21 protein-coding genes are annotated in these 21901 nt (G+C 66.8%); 8 read left to right on the top strand and 13 right to left on the bottom strand.

From position 1 onward, the window contains the following. Positions 1 to 3 precede the first annotated feature (3 nt). Complete coding sequence (locus tag AC5P88_RS18125) at positions 4 to 546, top strand: TetR/AcrR family transcriptional regulator (RefSeq protein ID WP_495225678.1); 543 nt, start codon at positions 4 to 6, stop codon at positions 544 to 546. A 679-nt stretch (positions 547 to 1225) separates the two neighbouring features. Here AC5P88_RS18125 and AC5P88_RS18120 read toward each other — a convergent pair. After that, the gene (locus tag AC5P88_RS18120; RefSeq protein ID WP_495225677.1) at positions 1226 to 2107 is read right to left on the bottom strand and encodes an AraC family transcriptional regulator; all 882 of its coding nucleotides are present in this window, start codon (positions 2105 to 2107) and stop codon (positions 1226 to 1228) included. 106 nt (positions 2108 to 2213) lie between these two features. Between AC5P88_RS18120 and AC5P88_RS18115 the strand changes: the two genes are divergently transcribed. Next, positions 2214 to 2750: a carboxymuconolactone decarboxylase family protein gene (locus tag AC5P88_RS18115; RefSeq protein WP_495225676.1), complete on the top strand. Its 537-nt coding sequence runs from the start codon at positions 2214 to 2216 to the stop codon at positions 2748 to 2750. 515 nt (positions 2751 to 3265) lie between these two features. Here the strand turns inward: AC5P88_RS18115 and fdhD are convergent. Further along, on the bottom strand, positions 3266 to 4105 hold the full coding sequence (gene fdhD / locus AC5P88_RS18110) for a formate dehydrogenase accessory sulfurtransferase FdhD (RefSeq protein ID WP_495225675.1): 840 nt from the start codon (positions 4103 to 4105) through the stop codon (positions 3266 to 3268). A 244-nt stretch (positions 4106 to 4349) separates the two neighbouring features. Here fdhD and AC5P88_RS18105 point away from each other — a divergent pair, with 244 nt between their 5' ends. The 3 genes from AC5P88_RS18105 (at position 4350) to AC5P88_RS18095 (ending at position 7657) form a co-directional block, all read left to right on the top strand. Continuing rightward, complete coding sequence (locus AC5P88_RS18105) at positions 4350 to 6635, top strand: FdhF/YdeP family oxidoreductase (protein ID WP_495225674.1); 2286 nt, start codon at positions 4350 to 4352, stop codon at positions 6633 to 6635. Between the two features lie 25 nt (positions 6636 to 6660). After that, positions 6661 to 7002, top strand: a complete 342-nt coding sequence (locus tag AC5P88_RS18100) for a hypothetical protein (protein ID WP_495225707.1) — start codon at positions 6661 to 6663, stop codon at positions 7000 to 7002. Between the two features lie 115 nt (positions 7003 to 7117). After that, the gene (locus tag AC5P88_RS18095; protein ID WP_495225673.1) at positions 7118 to 7657 is read left to right on the top strand and encodes a DUF411 domain-containing protein; all 540 of its coding nucleotides are present in this window, start codon (positions 7118 to 7120) and stop codon (positions 7655 to 7657) included. A gap of 118 nt (positions 7658 to 7775) precedes the next feature. On the opposite strand, the gene blaL1 is transcribed toward AC5P88_RS18095, so the two are convergent. The 4 genes from blaL1 to AC5P88_RS18075 all read right to left on the bottom strand — a co-directional run bounded on the left by blaL1 (position 7776) and on the right by AC5P88_RS18075 (position 12611). Then, a complete protein-coding gene (blaL1, locus tag AC5P88_RS18090) occupies positions 7776 to 8648 on the bottom strand; it encodes a L1 family subclass B3 metallo-beta-lactamase (RefSeq protein ID WP_495225672.1) in 873 nt (290 codons plus the stop codon). 96 nt (positions 8649 to 8744) lie between these two features. Further along, positions 8745 to 11168, bottom strand: coding sequence for a TonB-dependent receptor (locus tag AC5P88_RS18085; RefSeq protein ID WP_495225671.1), 2424 nt, complete (start codon positions 11166 to 11168; stop codon positions 8745 to 8747). A 70-nt stretch (positions 11169 to 11238) separates the two neighbouring features. Next, the gene (locus AC5P88_RS18080) at positions 11239 to 12090 is read right to left on the bottom strand and encodes a FecR family protein (protein ID WP_495225670.1); all 852 of its coding nucleotides are present in this window, start codon (positions 12088 to 12090) and stop codon (positions 11239 to 11241) included. Beyond that, positions 12090 to 12611: an RNA polymerase sigma factor gene (locus AC5P88_RS18075; RefSeq protein WP_495225669.1), complete on the bottom strand. Its 522-nt coding sequence runs from the start codon at positions 12609 to 12611 to the stop codon at positions 12090 to 12092. The genes AC5P88_RS18080 and AC5P88_RS18075 overlap by 1 nt, the downstream gene beginning before the upstream one ends. Before the next feature lie 202 nt (positions 12612 to 12813). Between AC5P88_RS18075 and AC5P88_RS18070 the strand changes: the two genes are divergently transcribed. From AC5P88_RS18070 to AC5P88_RS18060, 3 genes are all read left to right on the top strand, one after another. After that, entirely contained in the window at positions 12814 to 13080 is a 267-nt protein-coding gene (locus AC5P88_RS18070) for a hypothetical protein (RefSeq protein WP_495225667.1), read from the top strand. 9 nt (positions 13081 to 13089) lie between these two features. After that, the gene (locus AC5P88_RS18065) at positions 13090 to 14262 is read left to right on the top strand and encodes a low temperature requirement protein A (protein WP_495225666.1); all 1173 of its coding nucleotides are present in this window, start codon (positions 13090 to 13092) and stop codon (positions 14260 to 14262) included. A gap of 86 nt (positions 14263 to 14348) precedes the next feature. Beyond that, on the top strand, positions 14349 to 14783 hold the full coding sequence (locus tag AC5P88_RS18060; RefSeq protein WP_495225665.1) for an EamA family transporter: 435 nt from the start codon (positions 14349 to 14351) through the stop codon (positions 14781 to 14783). Positions 14784 to 14980: 197 nt separating this feature from the next. On the opposite strand, the gene AC5P88_RS18055 is transcribed toward AC5P88_RS18060, so the two are convergent. The 7 genes from AC5P88_RS18055 to AC5P88_RS18025 all read right to left on the bottom strand — a co-directional run. Continuing rightward, positions 14981 to 15622, bottom strand: a complete 642-nt coding sequence (locus tag AC5P88_RS18055; RefSeq protein WP_106550963.1) for a response regulator transcription factor — start codon at positions 15620 to 15622, stop codon at positions 14981 to 14983. Then, on the bottom strand, positions 15615 to 16670 hold the full coding sequence (locus tag AC5P88_RS18050) for a sensor histidine kinase (RefSeq protein WP_495225663.1): 1056 nt from the start codon (positions 16668 to 16670) through the stop codon (positions 15615 to 15617). The genes AC5P88_RS18055 and AC5P88_RS18050 overlap by 8 nt, the downstream gene beginning before the upstream one ends. A gap of 137 nt (positions 16671 to 16807) precedes the next feature. After that, positions 16808 to 17545, bottom strand: a complete 738-nt coding sequence (locus tag AC5P88_RS18045) for an MgtC/SapB family protein (RefSeq protein WP_106550961.1) — start codon at positions 17543 to 17545, stop codon at positions 16808 to 16810. A 31-nt stretch (positions 17546 to 17576) separates the two neighbouring features. After that, positions 17577 to 20336 carry a magnesium-translocating P-type ATPase gene (gene mgtA / locus AC5P88_RS18040; protein ID WP_495225661.1) on the bottom strand — a complete coding sequence of 920 codons (2760 nt, stop codon included), beginning with the start codon at positions 20334 to 20336 and terminating at the stop codon, positions 17577 to 17579. Positions 20337 to 20404: 68 nt separating this feature from the next. Further along, a complete protein-coding gene (locus AC5P88_RS18035; protein ID WP_106550959.1) occupies positions 20405 to 20704 on the bottom strand; it encodes a hypothetical protein in 300 nt (99 codons plus the stop codon). 292 nt (positions 20705 to 20996) lie between these two features. Next, complete coding sequence (locus AC5P88_RS18030) at positions 20997 to 21296, bottom strand: EF-hand domain-containing protein (RefSeq protein ID WP_106550958.1); 300 nt, start codon at positions 21294 to 21296, stop codon at positions 20997 to 20999. Between the two features lie 459 nt (positions 21297 to 21755). Next, a partial coding sequence (locus tag AC5P88_RS18025; protein WP_495224703.1) for an integrase core domain-containing protein occupies positions 21756 to 21901 on the bottom strand: 146 nt, incomplete at its 5' end.

Here is a 21901-nt window from a genome sequence, read left to right as displayed (position 1 = left end):
GCGATGAGAACCAGCAAGCGCGATCGCATCCTCGACGCCGCCGTCAACGTGATCAATCGTGACGGCGTGCGAGCGGTGACCTTCGAGTCGGTGGCGGCCGAGGCCCAGCTGACACGTGGTGGCCTGCTGTATCACTTCCCCTCGCGTGAGGCGCTGCTGCGGGGTATCGACGAACACCTGGTGCATGCCTGGGAGACGTCGATGGAAGCGTTGCTGGGCAAGACCGCCGAGCAGGCCACTGCGTTGGAGCGTTACCAGACCTTCGTGCGCGTGTCGGCGCAGAGTGCCACGCGTGCCGAGCTGATGTTCATGCTTGAATCGGCCGACCCGGACGCCGATGAGCGTCCGTGGGGGCCGGCGGTACGTCGCTGGGCACCATCCGCACCGGAGGCCGGGAATGTCGATGCGACGACGCTCGACAATTTCGTGGCGCGGCTGGCCGCCGATGGCCTGTGGATCTACGAGGCAATGTACGAAGGCCAGCTGGACGAAGGCGTGCGTGCCCAGGTTGCCGAGCGCATCGCCGGGTTGTTGGCGAAGGGCTGACCGCGGTGGCGCTGCACTTGTAGAGTCGACTGTCGGTAGAGTCGACTGTTAGTCGACTGCTCTTCGCTCAGACAATGAATCCCCGCGCTTCGCGCGATAGTCGACTAACAGTCGACTCTACCCTTCACCCATCTACCCAGCCTGCGCCGTTGCCGAGCGCATCGCCGGGTTGCTGGCGAAGTCGGATGAATCGCCGCACTTGTAGAGTCGACTGTCGGTAGAGTCGACTGTTAGTCGACTGCTCTTCGCTCAGACAACGAAACCCCGCGCTTCGCGCGATAGTCGACTGACAGTCGACTCTACCCCTCATCCATCTAACCGGCCTGCGCCGTTGCCGAGCACATCGCCGGGTTGCTGGCGAAGTCTGATGGATCGCTGAACTTGTAGAGTCGACTGTCGGTAGAGTCGACTGTTAGTCGACTGTTCTTCGCTCAGACAATGAAACCCCCGCGCTTCGCGCGATAGTCGACTGACAGTCGACTCTACCCCTCATCCAGCTACCCAGCCTGCGCTGTTGCCGAGCGCATCGCCGGGTTGCTGGCGAAGTCTGATGGATCGCCGCACTTGTAGAATCGACTGTCGGTAGAGTCGACTGTTAGTCGACTGCTCTTCGCTCAGACAACGAAACCCCGCGCTTCGCGCGATAGTCGACTGACAGTCGACTCTACCCCTCACCCAGCTACCCAGCCTGCGCTGCGCTCGCGGCCAACCATGCCCGTGGCGAGGCCCCCAACCGCTTGCGGAACGCTTTCGACAGCGACGCGGTATCGGCAAACCCCACTTCGATCGCCACCTGCTTGACCGCCACGCCGGCCCTCAACTGCGCGCAGGCCAGGCTCAGCCGCCAGTCCAGCAGATAACTGGCCGGCGTCGCCTGCATCACCTCCTTGAACGCCGCTGCGAACGCGCTGCGCGACATCCCGGCAGTCGCGGCCATGCGTGGCAGCGTCCATTCCTCCTGCGGCGCCTGGTGCATCGCCACCAGCGTGCGCGCCAGCCGCGCATCGGACAGCCCACGCATCAGCCCGTGGCTGACGCCGGCCGCGTCCGGGTGGTCCACCACCCAGCGCAGGATCTGGATCAGCGCCACCTCGAACAGGCGGTTGGTCAGCAGGCGTGAACCGCAGCGCTGGCGATCAGCCTCTGTGAACAGCAGGTGCAGGGTGTCGTCCAGTTCGCCGATCGCGGCCAGCGGCACCACCATCAGCGGTGGCAGCGACTGCACGATCGGATTGCGCGCACCACCATCGAAATCCAGCGTGGCGCAGGTGAAATCCGGACCATCCAGCGGTGCATTGAAGAACACATGGTGCAGCGGCTGCGGATATAGCAGCAGGCTGGGTATGTCGATCTTCAACCGGGGCAGTGCGGCATCACCGTCGGGATGACGAACCTCCATTTCACCCTGGCGCAGGATGTGCAGGAAGGCACGACCGGGCTGCGGCTCGAAGACATGGCGCCCGCACAGCGGACCGCTGTGGAACAGCGCGGCCTGCACCCGGAAGCGCTCCAGCAGGGAGGAGAGGCGGTCGGGTGGGGAGGTGTCGGCGGGCGTGATCATGGATGAATGGACAATATGTGCGGCTGATTGCGCCTGATTCGTCCTGCGAGTCTACCTAGGATGAGCGGGTCGTCCAATCCCGGGCGCTTTCCCAAGGAGATCCACCATGTCCCGTGTCCCCCTGATCGATGCCGCCAACACCACCGCTGACCGCCAGGCCCTGCTGGGCCAGGTCCACGCTGCCTTCGGCGCCACCCCGGCCATGTTCCGCGCCGTGGCCAACTCGCCAGCTGCCCTGCAGAGCATGTGGGGTTCGTTCGGCGCGCTGGGCGGCGGTCGCCTGTCACCGCTGCTGGGTGAGCAGATCGCCGTGGCCATCGCCAACCGCAATGCCTGCGAGTACTGTCTGGCAGCGCACACCGCGCTGGGCCGCAAGGCGGGTGCCAGCAGCGAGCAGATGGCCGCCGCGCAGATCGGCCAGTCCAGCGATCCGGCTACCGCCGCTGCCCTGGACTTCGCGCTGAAGGTGGTCGAGCAGCGTGCGCAGATCACCGATGGCGATGTGCAGGCGCTGCGGACGGCCGGCTTCGACGACGAGCAGATCGTCGAGATCCTCGCCCACGTGGCGCTCAACCTGTTCACCAATTACGTCAACGTAGCATTCGACGTGCCGGTGGACTTCCCGAAGGTGGCGTTGCGCTGAGATTCGGTTCGGCCCGGGCGGCAGCGGTCGCCCGGGCCGGTCTGAATGGGACCGGCCGGGTAGAGTCGACTGTCAGTCGACTGTCGCGCGCAGCGCGGGATTTTCGGGGGCTGAACGAAGAGCAGTCGACTGACAGTCGACTCTACAACGTAGCATTCGACGTGCCGGTGGACTTTCCGAAGGTGGCGTTGCGCTGAGATGCGGTTCGGCCCGGGCCGGTCTGAATGGAGCCGGCCGGGTAGAGTCGACTGTCAGTCGACTATCGCGCGCAGCGCGGGGTTTTCGGGGGGCTGAACGAAGAGCAGTCGACTGACAGTCGACTCTACAACGTAGCATTCGACGTGCCGGTGGACTTTCCGAAGGTGGCGCTGTGCTGAGATGCGGTTCGGCCCGGGCCGGTCTGAATGGAGCTGGCCGGGTAGAGTCGACTGTCAGTCGACTATCGCGCGCAGCGCGGGGTTTTCGTTGTCTGGTTGAAGAGCAGTCGACTAACAGTCGACTCTACCCGGTCGATGCTACTTGTCGTTTGCCTGCAGCCGCTCGGGGTGGGTATACACATTGAATCCGCTTTCCCGTGCGAACCCGACCAGGCACAGGCCCGCACCACGGGCGAGGTCGATCGCCAGCGCGGTCGGTGCCGAGACTGCCGCCAGCACGCTGACGCCGGCCCGCACGGCCTTGCTGACCATTTCGTAGCTGGCGCGGCTGGAAATCACCAGCAGCCCACCCTCGATCGTGTGTTCGTTGTGATGCAGGGCGCCGATCAGCTTGTCCAGCGCGTTGTGGCGACCGACATCCTCGCGCACCCAGCCGATGCGGCCGCTGGCATCGGCCCAGGCCGCGGCGTGGGTCGAGCCACTCACCGCATTCATCGGCTGATGCTGCACCAGCGTGGCCAGCGCCCGTTGCAGGGCTGCCGGTGAATGGGTCCGGCGCTCACGCACCTCGGGCAGTGGCCGCAGCACCTCTTCCAGTTGGCGTGTACCACACAGGCCACAGCCGCCGCGGCCGGGCAGCAGGCGCCCATTTGCCGGATCCAGGCCGGCGCCGGGCGCATCGTCGGTCACCGCCATCTGCAGTTCGATGCCTTCCAGTTGCGGTCGGATGTCGATCGACAGCAGCTGCGAGGGGTTAGCGATCAGTCCCTCGCTGAGCGAGAACCCCAGCGCAAAGTCCTCCAGGTCGCAGGGTGTGGCCATCATCACCGCGAAGGCGGCGCCGTTGTAACGCAGCGCGACCGGCACTTCTTCGGCCACCACATCGACCAGCGGCTGTTGCCCCTCGCTGCGCCAGCGCTGCAACGGGCGCTGGGCCGTGCCGGCAGGCGGGGTGTGCGGTGGGGGCGAATCAGGCATGCAGCGCGTCCGGACAAGGGAGATACGCAGGTGGTGGACCACCCACGGTATCGAGAATAGCGCAGTGGCCACGCGCTGACGCAGGTGTAACCGTTGTCATGGCAGGCTGCGCTGAAAACAGCGTGCACCCACTGGCGAAGCGGCGTGGGCCGTGCTTGACTGTGGGGCTGGCCGTGCCATCGAACGCGCCGCCGGACCGCGTTGTGCCGATTGTTGCTGCGTTCCTCCCGCCAGGTTCCCGAACATGTCCGAGCAGAAACCGCCGCGTTACAAGCCCTACAACCAGCCCGCCGGTGGGTGGGGTGCCGCCGGCGCCACCGCCAAGGTGCTGCTGCAGCAGAGCGTGATCGGCAAAGGCTCGAAGGCGCTGCTGGCGATGAACCAGCCCGGCGGCTTCAAATGCCCCAGCTGTGCGTTCCCCGATGCCGACGAACGCAAGAAGCTGGAGTTCTGCGAAAACGGTGCCAAGGCGCTGGCCTGGGAGGCCACCCAGTTCCGCGCCGGCCGTGAGCTGTTCGCGCAGCACACCGTTGCCGAACTGATGGCACAGACCGACTACTGGCTGGAGATGCAGGGCCGGTTGACCGAGCCGATGCGCTATGACGCGGCGACCGACCACTATGTGCCGTGCAGCTGGGACGATGCCTTCGCGCTGATCGGCCGCCATCTGCAGGCGCTGGACAGCCCGCACCAGGCCGAGTTCTACACCTCCGGGCGCACGCCCAACGAAGCCGCCTTCCTCTATTCGATCTTCGTACGCGAGTTCGGCACCAACAACTTCCCGGACTGCTCGAACATGTGCCACGAGCCGACCAGCCGCGGCCTGCCGCCGGCCATCGGGGTGGGCAAGGGCACCATTGTTCTGCAGGACTTCGAGCACGCCGAGGCGATCTTCGTGATCGGCCAGAACACCGGCACCAACTCGCCGCGGATGATGAGCAACCTGGTGGAGGCGCGCAAACGCGGCATTCCGATCGTGGCGGTCAACCCGATGCCCGAGCGCGCGCTGATCCGCTTCGCCGAGCCGCAGGACGTGGTGCAGATGGCCACGTTCGGTTCGACCGAGATCACCAGCGAGTTCGTACACATCCGCATCGGTGGCGACCTGGCGCTGATCAAGGGCATGATGAAGGTGATGTTCGAGCGCGAAGCGCAGGGCGAGCGCGTGCTCGACCATGACTTCCTGGCCGAACACACGGTGGGCCTGGAGGCGCTGCGCGAGGACGTGATGGCGCAGGACTGGGACGAGATCGTGCGGGTCTCCGGCATCACACAGGCGCAGATCCGCCGCTGTGCGGAGATCTACATCCGCTCCAATGCCACGGTGATCTGCTACGGCATGGGGCTGACCCAGCACCAGTACGGTTCACGCCTGCTGCAGCAGGTGGCCAATCTGCTGTTGCTGCGGGGCAACTTCGGCAAGCCCGGTGCTGGCATCGGGCCGATCCGCGGCCATTCCAATGTGCAGGGCGACCGTACCGTCGGCATCGACGAGAAGCCCAAGCCGGCCTATCTGGACCGCGTGCAGCAGGTGTTCGGTTTCGATCCGCCGCGCGAGCACGGGCACCACGTGGTCGAGTCGATCGAGGCGATGCTGGATGGCAGCGCCAAGGTATTCATCGGCCTGGGCGGCAACTTCATCCATGCCGTGCCTGATACGCCGCGCGCGTACGAGGCCATGCGCGGCCTGGAGCTGACCGTGGGCATCGCCACCAAGCTCAACCGTGGGCACCTGGTGCATGGTCGCGATGCGCTGATCCTGCCAGTGGTGGCGCGCTCGGAGCGCATCGTTACGCCGGCCGGCGAGCAGTTCGTCACCATCGAAGATGCGATGTCGAATGTGACCGCGTCGCGCGGCGTGCTGGAGCCTGCCAGCGCCGACGTGCTGCCCGAGGTCGAGATCGTCTGCCGCATGGCGATGGCAACCCTGCCGCACAGCAGGGTCGACTGGGCACGCTGCATGCACGACTACGGACCCATCCGTGAGCTGATCGCTGCCGTATACCCGGAGATCTACACCGGCTTCAACGAGCGCATCCAGCAGCCGCATGGTTTCCACCTGGACATTCCGCCGCGCCGCCGCGTGTGGCCCACGCCCAATGGCAAGGCCAACATCCTGGTGATGCCCGGCCTGGACGTGGACGATCCCGTGCACGACCCGGACATGCTGCGCCTGGCCACTGTCCGTTCGCACGACCAGTACAACACCACCATCTACAGCTACAACGACCGCTATCGTGGCGTGTACAACGATCGCATGGTGCTGTTCATGAACATCGAGGACCGGCTGGCGCGAGGCCTGGAGAAAGAGGCGCTGGTCAGCCTGGAGACGATCAGCGGCGATGGCGTGCAGCGGCGCATCGAGGGCCTGACCGTACTGGACTACCCGATGCCGCGCGGCGCGCTGGCCGGCTACTACCCCGAACTGAACCCACTGCTGCCGCTGGACTACTACGACCGCATCAGCGGCACGCCCGCAGCCAAGTCGATCCCGGTGCGGATGAGCGCAATGGCGGCGGCGATTGCGTGAAGCGCGCATCGGCTATCATCCGCATGTGAACCTGCCTGGCCTGCTGCTGCGATGGATGCTGCTCGTTGCCCTGGTGCTGAATGCACCGGCGCTGGCGCTTGCTGCAACTTCGTACAGCGGGCCGGCCAGCCAGGACCAGTGCACAGCACCGCACCCGGCCGCGATGGCTGCGGCGGGCTGCTGCGATGATGCAGCCCCGGCAGCCTGCCAGAGCGGTGAGTGCGAATGCCCGCCGGCCTGCCTGGGCATGCTGGCGACATTGAACGGAACGCCGGCCTCGCCCTGGCGCGAGGCGCCTGCTCCGGCCAGTACCCCTCAACACGCGCCGCCGCCAACGCCGGACCCGATGCGGCCCCCGATCGTGTGATTTCCTGCAGGCCCCACGCGCCTGCCATGACTGCTCGACTCGATCTCGACTCTGCCTGCGCCTTCGATGCGCGGGCGGCGGGCCTTGTTGCCCGCATCTGCAAAGGAATCACTCAATGAACCGTACTCTCTCTCTTGGCCTGCTGCTGGGCACCGTACTGGCCACGGCTGCCTGCGCGCGTGCCGCCGAAGAATCGCCTGCCACGCCGGTTGCCAGCGAAGCACCGGCGGTGCCGGCCCAGGCCAGCCCGGCCAAGATCGATCCGGCCTTGCCGGTGGCCATCGTGCACAAGACCGCCAGCTGCGGTTGCTGCGGCATCTGGGTCGACCACCTGAAGGCGGCTGGCTTCCAGGTCGATGTGCGCAACACCGACGACATGAACCCGATCAAGGTCCGCCTGGGTGTACCGGTCGGCAAGGCCTCCTGCCATACCGCCGAGATCGGCGGGTATGTGGTCGAAGGCCACATTCCCGCCGAAGACATCAAGCGCCTGCTGGCGGAGCGTCCCACGGCGCGTGGCCTGGTGCTGCCCGGCATGCCGGCCGGTTCGCCGGGCATGGAAATGCCGGACGGCTACGTGCAGCCGTACACCGTCGAGCTGGTGCGCGCCGACGGCAGCACCGAGCCGTACGCCCAGCACGGACAGGGGGGCTGACAGCCAGTGGTGGTGCCGGTCGGCCTGGCCGGCACCCTTCGATGCGCTCTCTGTAGAGCCGAGCCCATGCTCGGCTGCTTTCTGCCAGCAAGCCGAGCATGGGCTCGGCTCTACAGGATCAGCGGTGTGCCGCAGATTCCTTGGCCAGTTGCGCGTCGAATTTCTTCTCGGCCCCATCCGCGTAGGCCTTGCAGGTCAGTGCGTTGGCGCTGGCCTTGCTGCCGGCGGCATAGTTCCAGTTGCTGGCACCCGGGTGCGGAGTCAGCAGCAGATCGCAGGGCAGGCCGCGCACGGTAGTGAAGCTGCGCTTGTAGTCTTCGATCAGGCGCGGATAGCGGGGGTTGTCCTTGAGCTGGTAGCCCGGCGCACTCAGGCTGTCGGCGTAGGCGATGCGCACCGGCTTGCCATCGCGGGTATCGGTCCAGGTCCACGCGGTGCTTCCCGGCGTGTGCCCCGGCATGAAGTGCGCGGTGAAGTCGATGCCGCCGATGGAGACCACTTCGCCATCCATGATGATGCGGTCGGCGCTGGCCGGCGGATAGGTGATACCGTCGCCAAAGTGCAGGTCGTCGCTGCCACCACGCGCCAGCAGCACGGCCGATTCGGCGTTGGCCACCACGTTCGCACCGGCACGGCGCTTCAGTTCCGCCACCGGCCCGGCGTGATCGGCATGCGCATGGCTGAGCAGGATCAGCCGCAGATCCTGCGGTGCCACCCCGCGTGCCTTCATGTTGTCCAGCAGGTGACCGGCCATCTGTGGCATGCCGCCATCCAGCAGCACTGCGCCCTCGGCGGTCTGCACCAGCAGAGCGGTCAGGTCCTGCGTGCCGATCTGCCAGGTGTGGTCGGCGATCTGCAGCGGCGCCATCGGCTGCAGCCAGGACGCGTCCACCGTGTAGGCCCGCAGCTGCGGCAACGGCGCTTCGGCGGCGCTGGCGTGGGTGATCGGAAGTACGGCCGCAAGGGTGAGGGTGAGCAGAGGGAAACGCATGATTCACGTCCGTTTGAAGGAGGCCCAGAAACTAGCATGGGCCTCCTTCAGCGCGTCTCGCATAGATTTCATGGCTCCCATAAGGGCGCCGATGGCTCAGTAGCGGTACTGCCACCCCAGCGTCAGCACCCGGCCGCGGCCGGAGAAGTAACTTGGGTTCGACGGCGTGGTCTGCGAGTAGTAGCTGATGTACTGCTTGTCCGCCAGGTTCTGCACGCCCAGCGTGAACGCGTGCTTGTCCAGCGTGTAGCGCGCGACCAGGTCCACCGTGGTGTAACCCTTGAACTCCGCCACCCGTGCGCCACGCAGGTCGAAATCGCGGTCGAAGGCATGGCTGGCCTGCAGGCGGGTGCTGAGCTGCGGCGTCCAGCCCTGTTCCCAGAATGCGGTCAGCCGGTTCGGTGCGATGTTGACGCCGGCCAGGTCGCTGTCGAGGCGACCGTCGACGTCGGCGTCGTAGCGGCCGTTGGCACGGGCATAGCCCAGGCCGAGCCGGCTGTCGCCAAGCCGCAGCCGCAGGTTGCTTTCAAAGCCCTCCACGCGGGTCGCCTGGCGCTGCACTGCGTAAGCATCGATGCCCGGGTCATAGACCAGCACCGAACCCAGCTTCGATTCGGAGGTGTAGTAGGCGATGTCGCCGCTGAAGCGGCCGTCGTCATACTCCAGCCCGATCTCGCGGTTGTCCGACACCACCGGCGACAGGTCGATGAGGCTCTCGACGCGCTGGCCGTCGCGGTTGATCGCGCGCAGCACGCGGCCGACGTCGGCCACGGTGTATCCCTCCGAGTAGGAGGCATAGGCGTTGAGGCGATCGTTGATGTACCAGACCGCGCCGAAGTTGGGCAGGGTCTCGCTCATGGTCGGCTTGCCGCCGGCCACCTTGCGCGCGCCGTAGCGGGGCAGGGTGGTGTAGTCCCCCACCTCCAGCTCGCCCTTTTCGTAGCGCAGGCCGCCGGACAGCATCAGGTGGTCGGTTGGCCACCAGTGCAGCTGCAGCAGCGGCGACAGGCTCTGGTAGGTGGTCAGCGGTACCCAGTTCATGCCGCTGGCCAGCAGCACCTGGTGGGTGCGGTCACGCAGGCCGTCCAGGCCCAGGGTCACATCCAGCGTGGTATCGGCGATGCGGCTCCAGCTCTGGGTCAGCTTGAAGCCGCGCTTGTCCGATTCGTTCTGGGTCTGGTCCCAGGCGGCGTTGGCGCCGGTATTGCCCCACGGGTCCCACTGGCTGGCGCCATAGCGGCCCTCGAAGTCGACCGCGAACGCCTGCGCCTGGAAGCGGCCACCGAGCAGGCCTGCGGCGCTGTAATCGACAGTCAGGGAGCGCGAACGGTTCATCGGTGGGTCCAGCGGCGTGTCACCGCGCACCGAAATCGTCGGGCGGCCAGTGCGGAAGTCGCCGTTCACCGCGAAGTAGTTGTCCAGCCCGCGCAGCTCGTAGCGATTGGCCATCACCTGCAGGCGGTGGCCTTCGGCAATGTTCCAGCCCAGCTTGGCGAACACGTTCGATGAGGTCGAGTCCATCAGCTCGCCCTGCGCGTTGGTGCCGATCGATCGGCCCTCGCCGTCGTGGTACAGGCCCTGCTTCTCATAGGCCAGGCCGGCAACCAGGTCGAAATGCTCGCCGCGCACGCCCACCAGGGCCGAGCCGCGCTGGCCATTGTCATCGTGGCGGCTGGGCAGGGCCGAGCTGTAGCTGACATTGGTGTCGAGCAGGAACGCACCCGGCTCGCTGGGTGCGCTGCGGGTGATGATGTTGACGATGCCACCGGTACCGCCGATGCCCTGCAGCGCGTTGGCGCCGTGGATGACCTCGATGCGCTCGATCATCGCCGGGTCGATGGTGTGCGAATCCCGTGAGCCGTCACGCAGGGGGGTGGACTGTGGCACGCCGTCGACCATGTAGAGGATGCCGCGGCCACGCATTGTTTCGCCGTAGTTGGACATCTTCTCGCGCGCCGGGGCAAACGCCGGGATCTGTGACGACAGTACCCGCGACACATCTGAACCCAATGCCAGCTGCTGGGCGATGTCCTCGCGGGTCAGCACCGTAATGGTGTTGGGCATCGCCGTCTCGCCCTGCGGCATGCGAGCGGTCGAGGCCGAGACCGTGACACGGGCCAGCGAGGTCGGATTGGCCGGCGCGGCGGGGCGTGCCGTTGCATTGGGCCTGGCCCTGGCCTGCGCAGCAGTTGCACTGACCACGAATACCCCGGGGGAGCGTTCCTGCAAAGTCAGATCGTGGCCCTGCAACAGGCGTTGCAGCGCTTCGCGTGGTGCGTAGCGGCCGTCCAGCGCCGGCGCGCTGCGACCATTCACACTGTCGGCGGCGAACAACAGCTGGATGCCACTCTGGCGCGCCAGCGCATTGAGCGACGCATGCAGCGGGCCGGCGGGCAGGTGAAGCTCGACGGGCGCGGATGCAGCGCTCTGCGCCATGGCAGGCAGGGCCGCGCACAGGCAGGCGGCGAGCAGGGCAGGGGCCAACCGGCGCAGGGCGGCAGGCGGGACAGGGCGGGTCATGCAGGGTCCTTCGGAGGGGTTCAAGCAGTTGCCGGATGGGACGACGCGCAACCCACCCTCGCGGGCGCAATCAATCGCGTGCGCGCAGATGCAGACTGCCATCGTTGGCCGTGTGCACCTGCACCGGCAGGATCTCCGGCAGCAGCGCAACGGCGGTTTCGGCGTGATCGGCATCGAACACGCCCGAGACCTGCAGCGGTCCCAGCTGCGGGTCATCCAGCACGATGGGACGGTCGTGATAACGCTGCAGGATGCGCAGCACTTCGGCCAGCGGCAGGCGATCGAACTGCAGGCGGCCACGGGTCCAGTCGGCCCGGTCCGGGCTGACCGGCTCGGGTGGCGACAACGATCCCGGCTGGGCCAGCACGCGCTGCCCCGGCTTCAGGCGCTGCTCGGCGTCCCCGCCATCCACGCGCACGCCCACCTCGCCGCGCCACAGGGTTACCTCACTGAGGTTGCCCTGCCGGTCCACGTCGAACACCGTGCCGTAGTTGCGCACATGCACCGGCCCGGCCTCGACCTCGAACGGGCGCCAGGTCGAGTGCTGCACCTGGAAACGGGCCTGGCCCTGCACCAGCACCACCTGCCGCGAGCGAACGTGCCTGCGAACCTGCAGATGGGTACCGGCGTCGAGCAGCAGATGGCTGCCATCGGGCAGGCGGATGTCGCGGCGTTCGCCCACCGCAGTCCGATAGTCGCGCACCTGCCATGCCGGGTCGGCGATGAACACGCCGGTGACCGCGATCAGCAGCAGCGGCAGGACGATCTTCGCGGCACGCCCACCGCGGCGACGCTGCAGGGCATCCGCGCTGGGCATGGGGAAGCGTTCCTTCAAGGCATCGCGATGCTGGTCCAGCACCTGGTCGGTGGTAGTGGGCGGGACCGGCGGTTGCGGCGTGGATGGCGGCGGTTGTGGACTCATCACATGCCAGCCGACAGTTGGCAATCGGCCATGGCCAGGCGCAGGTGGCGCTCTACCGCCTTGAGACCGATGCCCATGCGCCGGGCGACCTCGGCCTGTGGCAGTTCATGGATCTTGTGCAGGATGAAGACCTGCTGGCGGCGGCAGGGCATGCGTTCGATGGTCGCGCCCAGTCGCTGCATGGCCTGCTGTCCCTGCGCCTGCTGCTCCGGCCCGGGGCGCGGGCAGGCGTCATCGGGCAGCTCGGCATGCGCCTCCACCCAGTGCCGGCGCAGATCCTCGGCGCGGCAGCGGTCCACCGCGGCATCGTGTGCGATCCGCCGCAGCAGCGCGACCGGTTGCCGTGCGTCGTGCGCGACCGGGCGCTCCAGCAGGCGCACGCAGACATCGTGCACCACCTCACGGGCCAGCCCCGGCGAGCGGAAACGGCGGCGCAGATATTCCACCAGTTCCTCGTAATGGCGCACCAGCGAGGACATCAACGGCGGCGCAGGCGGGCAGGGAGAGGGCAGGCGGGACATCCGGACCGGCAGTGGGGGCAAAGGGCGGGCGCGGGGAGGGCATCCCTGCGCGATGACGCAATACTAATGGGAACTGTTCTCGTTTGCCATGCGGCACGCGGGTCGGGATTGTTCGTCGGGGCTGGAAGGTGAAACCACGATCATCGGCTGGAGCGCAGAATCGGCGGCGGCTAGCCTGCCAGCAGGCTCAAGGAGATGGACCATGCATGTGCTTCTGGTGATGGTGGGTGGGGTTCTGCTCTTGGGGGTATTCCTGCTGTTCGGGCGGCTGTGGAGCGTAGGCCAGTCACAGCTGCCCACGGCCCTGATTGCGTTCATCGCCACCTGGCTGCTGGTGACGGCAGCCAACATGTGGGTGGGCGTGAGCAAGGCCGGCTACGCCGTCCGCGAGGAACTGCCGATCCTGCTGCTGGTGTTCGCCGTGCCAGCCTTGCTGGCCGGCCTGCTGTACTGGCGCCTGGCGCGCTGAAGGACGGCCATGAGCACACGACTGCGGCTGCCCGCCCTGCGCCAGCGCGATGGCCACCACGCCCGCGTGACCTACGAAGAGTTGTTCTTCGACCTCGTCTACGTATTTGCGGTTACCCAGCTCAGCCATCACCTGCTGCAGCACCTGGACCTGGTCGGCGTGATGCAGACGCTGGTGCTGTGGTTCGCGGTCTGGCTGGGCTGGCAGTACGCCTGCTGGGTCAGCAACTGGTTCGATCCGGAGGCACCACGCATCCGCGGCCTGCTGTTCGTCACCATGCTGCTGGCGCTGCTGATGTCTTCGTCCATCCCCGAAGCCTTTGCCGATCGCGCCTGGGTGTTTGCCGGGGCTTACGCCACCATGCAGGTCGGGCGCACCGTGTTCGTGCTGCTGGAGGTCGGTCGCAGCCATCCGCTGGCGCCCAATTTCCGCCGGATGCTGGCCTGGGTCAGCGTCTCGGCGTGCTTCTGGCTGGCCGGGGCTGCGACCGAGGGCAATGCGCGGCTGGCGCTGTGGGCGGTGGCGGTCGCCTGCGAGTATGTCTCGCCGATGTTCGGTTTCGCGTTCCCGGGGCTGGGCCGTTCACACACCCGTGAGTGGACCATCGAAGGCGGGCACCTGGCCGAGCGATGCCAGTTGTTCGTCATCGTCGCGCTGGGAGAGACCCTGCTGGCGACGGGGGGCGTACTCAGCGGGGTCGAGCACTGGAGCAGCGATGTGGTATCGGCGGTATTGGCCACCTTCGCCGGGACCATCGCCATGTGGTGGCTGTATTTCGGTATCTCCAGCCGCGATGCCACCGAGGCGATCACCCATGCGGCCGACCCCGGGCGCATGGGCGCCAACTTCCACTACGTACATGCACTGCTGATCGCGGGCATCATCGCCACAGCGGTGGGCAATGACCTGGTGATGGATCACCCGGGCGCGGCGGTCACGCCGGTGTATGCGACGGTGCTGGTGGCTGGGCCGCTGATCTACCTGCTGGGCAGCGCCTTGTACAAGCGGGTGGTCTACGGGCGTGCACCCTGGTCGCATCTGTTCGGTGCCGTGGCGCTGGCCGTGCTGGGCGTCGCGCTGACGCAGGCCCATCTGCTGGCTGCCGGCTGGCTGACCAGTGCGGTGCTGCTGGCCGTGGGACTGATGGACACGCGGTTGAAGCGCCGCCTGCAAAGCGCCTGATCCGCACGTTGCCCGGCATTGCTTGCGCAGGCGTGCGATGGGTGTAGCGTTGGCAACGGGACGCATGGATCCGGGAGAGGCGCAGCATGCAGAACGTTCCGCAGTGGTTGGCGTGGGCCGGGTTGTCGGCGTGCTTCGCCGCGCTGACCGCGTTGTTCGCCAAGGTGGGCGTGAAGGGCGTCGACTCGGACCTGGCCATGGCGATCCGCACCCTGGTGGTGGCCGCGGTGATCCTGCCGTTGGTTGTGGTTACCGGCAAATGGTCCAATCCGTTGCTGTTGCCGGGTCGCACCCAGTTGTTCCTGGTGCTGTCTGCACTGGCCACCGGCGCTTCATGGCTGTTCTACTTCCGCGCGCTGCAAAGTGGTGAGCTGGCCAAGGTCGCGGTGGTCGATAAATTCAGTGTGGTGCTGGTGATCGTGCTGGCCTACCTGCTGCTGGGCGACCGACCGACCCTGCGGGAATGGAGCGGGATCGGCCTGGTGGTGGCCGGGGTGATCGTGCTGGCGACGAAGAAGTAGCGGCGTTCAAACCCATGTGTAGAGCCGACTGTTGATCGACTGACGCGCAGAACGCGGGGTTTCTGCATCCGAGCGAAGTGCAGTCGACTAACAGTCGACTCTACCGGCTCCACCGTGCAGTCGACCAACAGTCGACTCTACCGGCTCCACCGTGCGGTCGACCAACAGTCGGCTCTACCGGTCAGTGACGTGGATGTTCACGCAGTACCCGCCTGCAGGCGGTCATACATGCGCACCAGATCGACCAGGGTGCGCGCGCCCATCTTGCGCATCACCTGGGCGCGGCGCACCTTCACCGTGATCTCGCTGACCCCGAGGTCGCCAGCGATCTGCTTGTTGAGCCGGCCGCGCACCACGCCATCGACCACCTCGCGCTCGCCGGCATTGAGTGTGTCCCAGCGCTGCTGCAGCGCGTCCAGTGCCTCGCCTTCGCGGCGCCGCAGGCGGTCGAGCTCGATGCCCTTGTGGATCGCGTCGAGCAGTTCCTGGTCGCGGAAGGGTTTGGTCAGGAACTCGATGGCGCCATCCTTGATGGCATTGACGCCCATCGCGATGTCGCCGTGACCGGTGATGAACACCACGGGCAGCTGCAGGCCCAGGCTGCCCATGCTGCGCTGGAACTCCAGCCCGCTCTGGCCCGGCATGCGCACGTCCAGTACCAGGCACGCAGGGGTGTCTTCCAGTTCGTGGTCGAGGAAGGCCTGGGTGGAGGCGAAGGCGCGCACCTGCAGGCCCATCGAGGCCAGCAGGTCTTCCAGCGCCGCGCGCACCGACGGATCATCGTCGACCACGTAGACGATCGGCGCCGGTTCGGCCGCGGGTGCAGGGGTCTTACGCATGAGGGGTATCCAGGGCGATGGGCAGGTCGAAGATGAAGCAGGCGCCGCCACCGCTCGGGCGCTCCGCGCGGATGTGGCCGCCATTGGCTTCGATCATCGAGCGGCTCAGGCTGAGGCCGAGGCCAAGGCCGTGCGACTTGGTGGTCCAGAACGCATCGAATACACGCTCGGGATGGTCGGCAGGCAGGCCGGCACCGCGGTCGCGCACGCTGAGGCTGATCCGCTGCCCGTTGCGCTGGGTCAGCAGGGACAGGCGTCGGTCGGCGGCGGGCACGGTTTCCATCGCATCGACCGCATTGAGGATGAGGTTGCCGATCACCTGCTGCACCTGCACGCGATCGGCCTGGACTGGAGGCAGGTCACCATCCAGCAGCAGGGCCACGGTCACCCCATGCCGATCCAGTTCACTTCGCGACAGCGCCAGCATTTCCTCCACGGCCTGGTTCAGGTCGAAGGCGCGTCGCTCCGGTGCGGCGCCCTGGGTCAGGCCACGGATGCGGGCGATCACGTCGCCGGCGCGGTGCGCATCGGAGAGAATCCGGGCCACGGTCTGCCGTGCCTTTTCGACGTTCGGTGGGTCCTGTGCCAGCCAGCGCTGGCACGCTTCGGCGCTGCTGGCGATGGCCGCCAGCGGCTGGTTCACTTCGTGCGCGATGGAGGTGGTCAGTTCGCCCACGGTGGATGCACGCGCGACCCGCAGCAACCGGCCCTGCGCTTCCTGTACGGCGGCCTTGGCCGCCTCCATGTTCAAGGCGAGATAGGTGGTGATGCCGATCACCAGCATGCCGATCACCGAATTGACCAGGCCGATGCGGTAGGTGCCGAAGCGGGTAAGGAAGAAGCTCAGCCCGGTCAGCGCGATGCAGGCAATGGCCAGGAAGATCAACCCGCGCGCGCTGAGCACGCGCGACGCCGCAAGGATCACCGCCGCGTAGAAGCACGCTGCCGCAACGGCGTAGTCGGTGACGGTATCGATCAGGAAGATCGCCGCCATCACCACGATCAGGGCCAGCAACACCAGGGGGCGACGGGGCGACAGCGATGGCATCGGGACGGCTCCCTGGTGTGGGGGGAAAGGATAGCAAAGCGCAGTCGGTCGGCACGCGCGCGCCCGGTAGTGCCGGCCGCTGGCCGGCAACCTCATGAACTCCGGCAACAGCTGGAGCTGCCGGCCAGCGGCCGGCACTACTCCTCCAGGCTCGCGTTCCAGAAGCCCTGCAATACGCCGGGGGTGGCGGCCAGCGTCGCCAGCACGGCATCCAGTTCGCCGGCATCAACGGTGGTGGCGTACAGCACCGCTTCGATCTCCACGTCGCGCTCGCCGAACGGCCGCTGGTCCACCGCGCGAACCGGGTACTGCGCCTGTTCCAGCAGCAGCAACAGCTGGTCCAGTACCTCGGCCTGCTGTTCACGCAGGCAGACCACGTTGATCGCGTACGTCGCCTCGCTGAAGGCTTCCGGCAGCGGCTGGCGCTGGATGCGGTTCACCACCGGCCGCAGCAGGGTGTTGGCGGCCAGCACGAACACCGCCGCCAGCACTGCCTCAGGCAGCAGCTTGATGCCCGCGCATGCACCCACCGCCGCTGAGCCCCACAGGGTGGCGGCGGTGTTCAGGCCGGACACCTGCGCGCCGTCCTTCATGATCGCGCCGGCGCCCAGGAAGCCGACTCCGGAAATCACATAGGCCACCACATGCAGCGGCGACGGCGGGCCGCCATACAGGTCATGGAAGCGCACGGCCAGGTCGACGAATACCGCCGCGCCCACCGCCACCAGCGTGTTGGTGCGCAGGCCGGCGGTGCGCTGGCGCAGCTGCCGCTCCAGGCCGATGATCGCACCCAGCACGAAGGCCACCGACAGGCTGATCAGCGAACCGAGGGTCGCGCCGGCGTTGAACGCCGGCAGGTTTGGATTGATGTCCAATGTGTTTCTCCCTGGACAAGGCGGCGGGCTGTTACTGCCAGCCGTAGCGACGGATGTAGAAGCGCTTCAGCGCGGTGGTCAGCACCGCATAGCCGAACAGGATCGCCACCAGGAACGGCCAGTAGCCGGCCGGCAGGGCCTGCAGCTTGAAGTAGCCGGCCAACGGGCTCATCGGCAGGGCCACGCCGATGGCCATGATCAGGCCGGTCATCAGCAGCAGGGGCGGTGCAGCGATGCTCTGCAGGAACGGTACTTTCGGCGTACGGATCATGTGCACGATCAGGGTCTGGGTCAGCAGGCCGACCACGAACCAGCCGGATTGGAACAGGCCCTGGTCGGCCGGCGTGCGTGCATCGAACACGTACCACATCAACGCGAAGCAGGTCAGGTCGAAGATCGAGCTGATCGGCCCGAAGAACACCATGAAGCGGCCAATGTCCGCCGGGTTCCACTTCAGCGGCTTGCGCACCAGTTCCTCGTCCACGTTGTCGAACGGAATGGCGATCTGCGAGATGTCGTACAGCAGGTTCTGCACCAGCAGCTGCAGCGGCAGCATCGGCAGGAACGGCAGGAAGGCCGAGGCCACCAGCACCGAGAACACGTTGCCGAAGTTGGAGCTGGCGGTCATGCGGATGTACTTCAGCATGTTGTTGAACGTGCGCCGGCCCTGGATGACACCTTCTTCCAGCACCATCAGGTTCTTTTCCAGCAGGATGATGTCGGCGGCCTCCTTGGCGATGTCCACGGCGCTGTCCACGCTGATGCCGATGTCGGCCGCACGCAGTGCCGGGGCATCGTTGATGCCGTCACCAAGGAAGCCGACCACCTTGCCCTGTGCGCGAAGCTCGCGCACCAGGCGTTCCTTGTGCAGCGGCGTCAGGCGGGCGAACACGCGGTGGTGGTGCAGCGCACGCGACAGCGCGCCGTCATCCATGCGCTCGATCTGCGGGCCGGTCAGGATCGTGTCTGCGTCCAGCCCGACCTGGGCGCAGACCCGGGCGGTGACCAGCTCGTTGTCGCCGGTGAACACCTTCACCTCCACGCCGTGCGCGGCCAGCGCCTGCAGTGCCTGTGCCGCCGACTCCTTCGGCGGGTCGAGGAAGGCGACGTAGCCGACCAGGGTCAGCCCGCACTCGTCAGCCTGCGAATACGTGGTCTGGCTGGCCGCGGTCTCCTTCATGGCCACCGCCACGACACGCAGGCCCTGTTCGTTCAGCTCCTCGGTGGTCTGCCGCACGCGGGCCAGGCGGCGCTCGTCCAGCGGCATGTCGTGGCCGTTCTCGCGCACCGTGCTGCACACCGCCAGCATTTCCTCGACCGCGCCCTTGCAGATCAGCTCGTGGTGGTCCTCGCGCTCGGAGACCACCACCGACATGCGGCGGCGCTCGAAATCGAACGGGATCTCATCCACCTTGTGGTAGTCCTGCGACAGCCGCAGCGAGCTCTGCAGCTCCACGTGCTCCAGCACCGCGCGGTCGAGCAGGTTGATCAGCCCGGTCTGGAAATGGCTGTTGAGGTAGGCGAACTTCAGCACGTCTTCCGAATCGTGACCGAATACATCGGTGTGGCGCTCCAGCGCGATCTTGTCCTGGGTAAGGGTGCCGGTCTTGTCGGTGCACAGCACTTCCATCGCGCCGAAGTTCTGGATCGCATCCAGGCGCTTGACGATCACCTTGCGCCGCGACAGCAGCACCGCGCCCTTGGCCAGGGTGGAGGTGACGATCATCGGCAGCATCTCCGGCGTCAGGCCCACTGCCACTGACAGCGCGAACAGGAACGCCTCGGTCCAGTCGCCCTTGGTCCAGCCGTTGATCAGCAGCACGAACGGCACCATCACCAGCGCAAAGCGGATCAGCAGCCAGCTGACACTGTTGACGCCGGCCTGGAAAGCGGTCGGCGCGCGGTCGGTGGCGGTGCTGCGCTGGGCCAGCGTACCGAAGTAGGTGCGGTTGCCGGTGGCCAGCACGATGGCCGTGGCAGTGCCGGACACCACATTGGTACCCATGAACAGCAGGTTGTGCTGTTCCAGCAGGCCGGCCAGTCCGTCGCCTGGGTGCGCGAACTTCTCCACCGGCAGCGACTCACCGGTCATTGCAGCCTGCGCCACGAACAGGTCCTTGGCGGTCAGCACGCGGCAGTCGGCCGGAATCATGTCGCCGGCCGACAGCACGATATGGTCACCGGGCACCAGCTCGCGGATCGGAAGGTCCAGCAGGCGCGCCGGACGGCGGCTGTGCAGGTGCGCGCCGAAGTACTGGTCGGCCACATCGGCCGCCTCGGTGCCGGGATTGCGCCGCAGCACGCGCGCGGTGTTGCCGACCAGAGCCTTCAGCCGCTCCGCGGCACGGTTGGAGCGGCCTTCCTGCACGAAGCGGATCAGCGTGGACAGCAGCACCATCGCACCAATCACGATCGTCGCCTTGATGTCCTCGGTCAGCCAGGACACCGCGGCCAGCACGGTCAGCAGCAGGTTGAACGGATTGCGGTAGCACTGCCACAGGTGGCGCCACCACGGCAGCGGCTTTTCGTGATCCACCTCGTTGGGGCCGAGCGTGGCCAGGCGTTCCTCGGCCTCATGGGGGCTGAGGCCGTCGGCATGCGATTCCAGTGTGGCCAGCAGCTGGTCTTCATCCTGCTGGGCGAGGGTGACCAGGCCGGTGGTGAGTGCGAATGGTGCCGCTTCGGCACTGCCCGGGCCGAAGCCGGCCTCGGGCATCGCGCGGCGGCGGAACAGGTTGCCTGCGCGACGGCTGCGCAGGAAGGCGTTGAACCAGGCGTTGAGCAGGCTCATGGGACTCTCCTCGAATGTCAGAGCCGGCCGGGGCCGGAACACGAACGGAATGGAATGGACGAAGCAGATCAGGCGTGGCGCATCGCCAGCACCGCCGGTGACCACGGCTGCATGTGCAGGCGCTGGCTGCCGCCGATGCACAGTGGCTTCATCGCATCGCGCAGGGGGTAGGGCAGGTGGCGCAGCACCGTGATGCGCTCGCTGATCGGCAGCAACGACAGGGCATCGGCCACCACGCGGGGGGAGCCGAGCGAAAGCGAACGGGCGAACATCACTGGCCCGTGCTGCAGCAGCTGGCTGCGCAGCGCGGCGACATTGCGCTCGCCGATCAGGCGACGCAGGGTGATGTAGAGGATCTTGTAGGACATGGGGGCGATCTCCAGGCATGCGGCGCCTGGCGGTCCCCCGTCACTCAGGCAGGCAGGGACCGGCGGGCAGGCGCCAGGAACAGGCAGCAAGCGGGCATCCGGGGCGCATCGCGCCCGGCAGGGTCGGGGTCCATCTGCGTCTCCATGAAGGAAGGGGCCGGCCAGGATTGCCCTGGCCAGTGGCGCTATTGTCCGCCCCTGAATGGGGCAGTCCTAGAGGCTCGTGGGTTAGCCCGGCTATACCTTGGTATAGCCGGGCCTGCGCTGCGCCACGCTATGGTTCAGTGATGGATCAACGCGAAGCGCTGGTCTGCTTGCACACGTCGTACTCGCCGCGGCTCAGCGTCTTGTTGCGGTCGGTATCGCAGGCGTGCAGCCGCTCGGCCCAGTCGGGTGCGACCGCATCGACTTCGGCCAGGGTGACGATACCGTCCTTGTCCTTGTCCAGCGTTTCATAGGCAGGGATGAGCTTCACTTCGGTCACGTCCTCGGCGGCCGTTGCCTTGCTGGCCTCCTGGGGCTTGGAGCACGCGCCGAGCAGCAGGCCCGCACAAAGCGAGAGAATGATGGGGAGGTAGCGGGAACCGGTCATGGCATGCTCCAGAAGTGAGGATGTAGGCCAACGCTGTGCATGGCCACGGCCGGATCATCTGCGCGGGGCTGTAAGCGGGCTGCGAAGAAGCGGGCCGCAGGCCGTTGCCGGTGGGCCACCATTCACCGGGCCGCACAGCGGCGATTGCGCGCGGACGCCTTGGGGGTGGTGGCTCGAAGGAGACGGCTCGGTAGAGTCGACTGCCAGTCGACTTTTGGCGCGCAGCGCGGGGTTTTCAGCTTCCTGCCAAGAGCAGTCGACTAACAGTCGACTCTACCCTCGCACGGTAGGGTGCCGGCTTACCCATCTCCTTAGAAGCGGTCGGCAAAGGCATCTGTCAGATGTATGGGGATGGGGTTGGGCGGAGATGGCTCGAAGGAGACGGCTCGGTAGAGTCGACTGCCAGTCGACTTTTGGCGCGCAGCGCGGGGTTTTCGGCTTCCTGCCAAGAGCAGTCGACTAACTGTGTAAACCCACCACGTTGTTCAGCGGGATTCTGGAAATAGGCGGTTGGCTGCCGATCCCCATGTGGGGTCGGTGCCAGTTGTAGTGGTGCAGCCATTCAGGCAGCACGGCGTCGCGCTGCTCTGACGAAGCGTACTCGC

This window comes from Stenotrophomonas sp. YJH_SMC_8 (assembly GCF_059371315.1).
Note: the sequence above shows the minus strand (reverse complement) of the source record. Positions and strands in the feature narration are given on the sequence as shown.

Bases quoted from the DNA above. Each gene is read 5' to 3' on its own strand.
- AC5P88_RS18035 (WP_106550959.1), bottom strand. From the start codon at position 20,704: ATGTCCTACAAGATCCTCTACATCACCCTGCGTCGCCTGATCGGCGAG.
- AC5P88_RS18065 (WP_495225666.1), top strand. From the start codon at position 13,090: ATGAGCACACGACTGCGGCTGCCCGCCCTGCGCCAGCGCGATGGCCAC.
- AC5P88_RS18060 (WP_495225665.1), top strand. From the start codon at position 14,349: ATGCAGAACGTTCCGCAGTGGTTGGCGTGGGCCGGGTTGTCGGCGTGC.
- AC5P88_RS18080 (WP_495225670.1), bottom strand. From the start codon at position 12,090: ATGAGTCCACAACCGCCGCCATCCACGCCGCAACCGCCGGTCCCGCCC.
- AC5P88_RS18070 (WP_495225667.1), top strand. From the start codon at position 12,814: ATGCATGTGCTTCTGGTGATGGTGGGTGGGGTTCTGCTCTTGGGGGTA.
- blaL1 (WP_495225672.1), bottom strand. From the start codon at position 8,648: ATGCGTTTCCCTCTGCTCACCCTCACCCTTGCGGCCGTACTTCCGATC.
- AC5P88_RS18115 (WP_495225676.1), top strand. From the start codon at position 2,214: ATGTCCCGTGTCCCCCTGATCGATGCCGCCAACACCACCGCTGACCGC.
- AC5P88_RS18075 (WP_495225669.1), bottom strand. From the start codon at position 12,611: ATGTCCCGCCTGCCCTCTCCCTGCCCGCCTGCGCCGCCGTTGATGTCC.
- AC5P88_RS18085 (WP_495225671.1), bottom strand. From the start codon at position 11,168: ATGACCCGCCCTGTCCCGCCTGCCGCCCTGCGCCGGTTGGCCCCTGCC.
- AC5P88_RS18105 (WP_495225674.1), top strand. From the start codon at position 4,350: ATGTCCGAGCAGAAACCGCCGCGTTACAAGCCCTACAACCAGCCCGCC.
- AC5P88_RS18095 (WP_495225673.1), top strand. From the start codon at position 7,118: ATGAACCGTACTCTCTCTCTTGGCCTGCTGCTGGGCACCGTACTGGCC.
- AC5P88_RS18120 (WP_495225677.1), bottom strand. From the start codon at position 2,107: ATGATCACGCCCGCCGACACCTCCCCACCCGACCGCCTCTCCTCCCTG.
- fdhD (WP_495225675.1), bottom strand. From the start codon at position 4,105: ATGCCTGATTCGCCCCCACCGCACACCCCGCCTGCCGGCACGGCCCAG.
- AC5P88_RS18050 (WP_495225663.1), bottom strand. From the start codon at position 16,670: ATGCCATCGCTGTCGCCCCGTCGCCCCCTGGTGTTGCTGGCCCTGATC.
- AC5P88_RS18055 (WP_106550963.1), bottom strand. From the start codon at position 15,622: ATGCGTAAGACCCCTGCACCCGCGGCCGAACCGGCGCCGATCGTCTAC.
- mgtA (WP_495225661.1), bottom strand. From the start codon at position 20,336: ATGAGCCTGCTCAACGCCTGGTTCAACGCCTTCCTGCGCAGCCGTCGC.
- AC5P88_RS18030 (WP_106550958.1), bottom strand. From the start codon at position 21,296: ATGACCGGTTCCCGCTACCTCCCCATCATTCTCTCGCTTTGTGCGGGC.
- AC5P88_RS18125 (WP_495225678.1), top strand. From the start codon at position 4: ATGAGAACCAGCAAGCGCGATCGCATCCTCGACGCCGCCGTCAACGTG.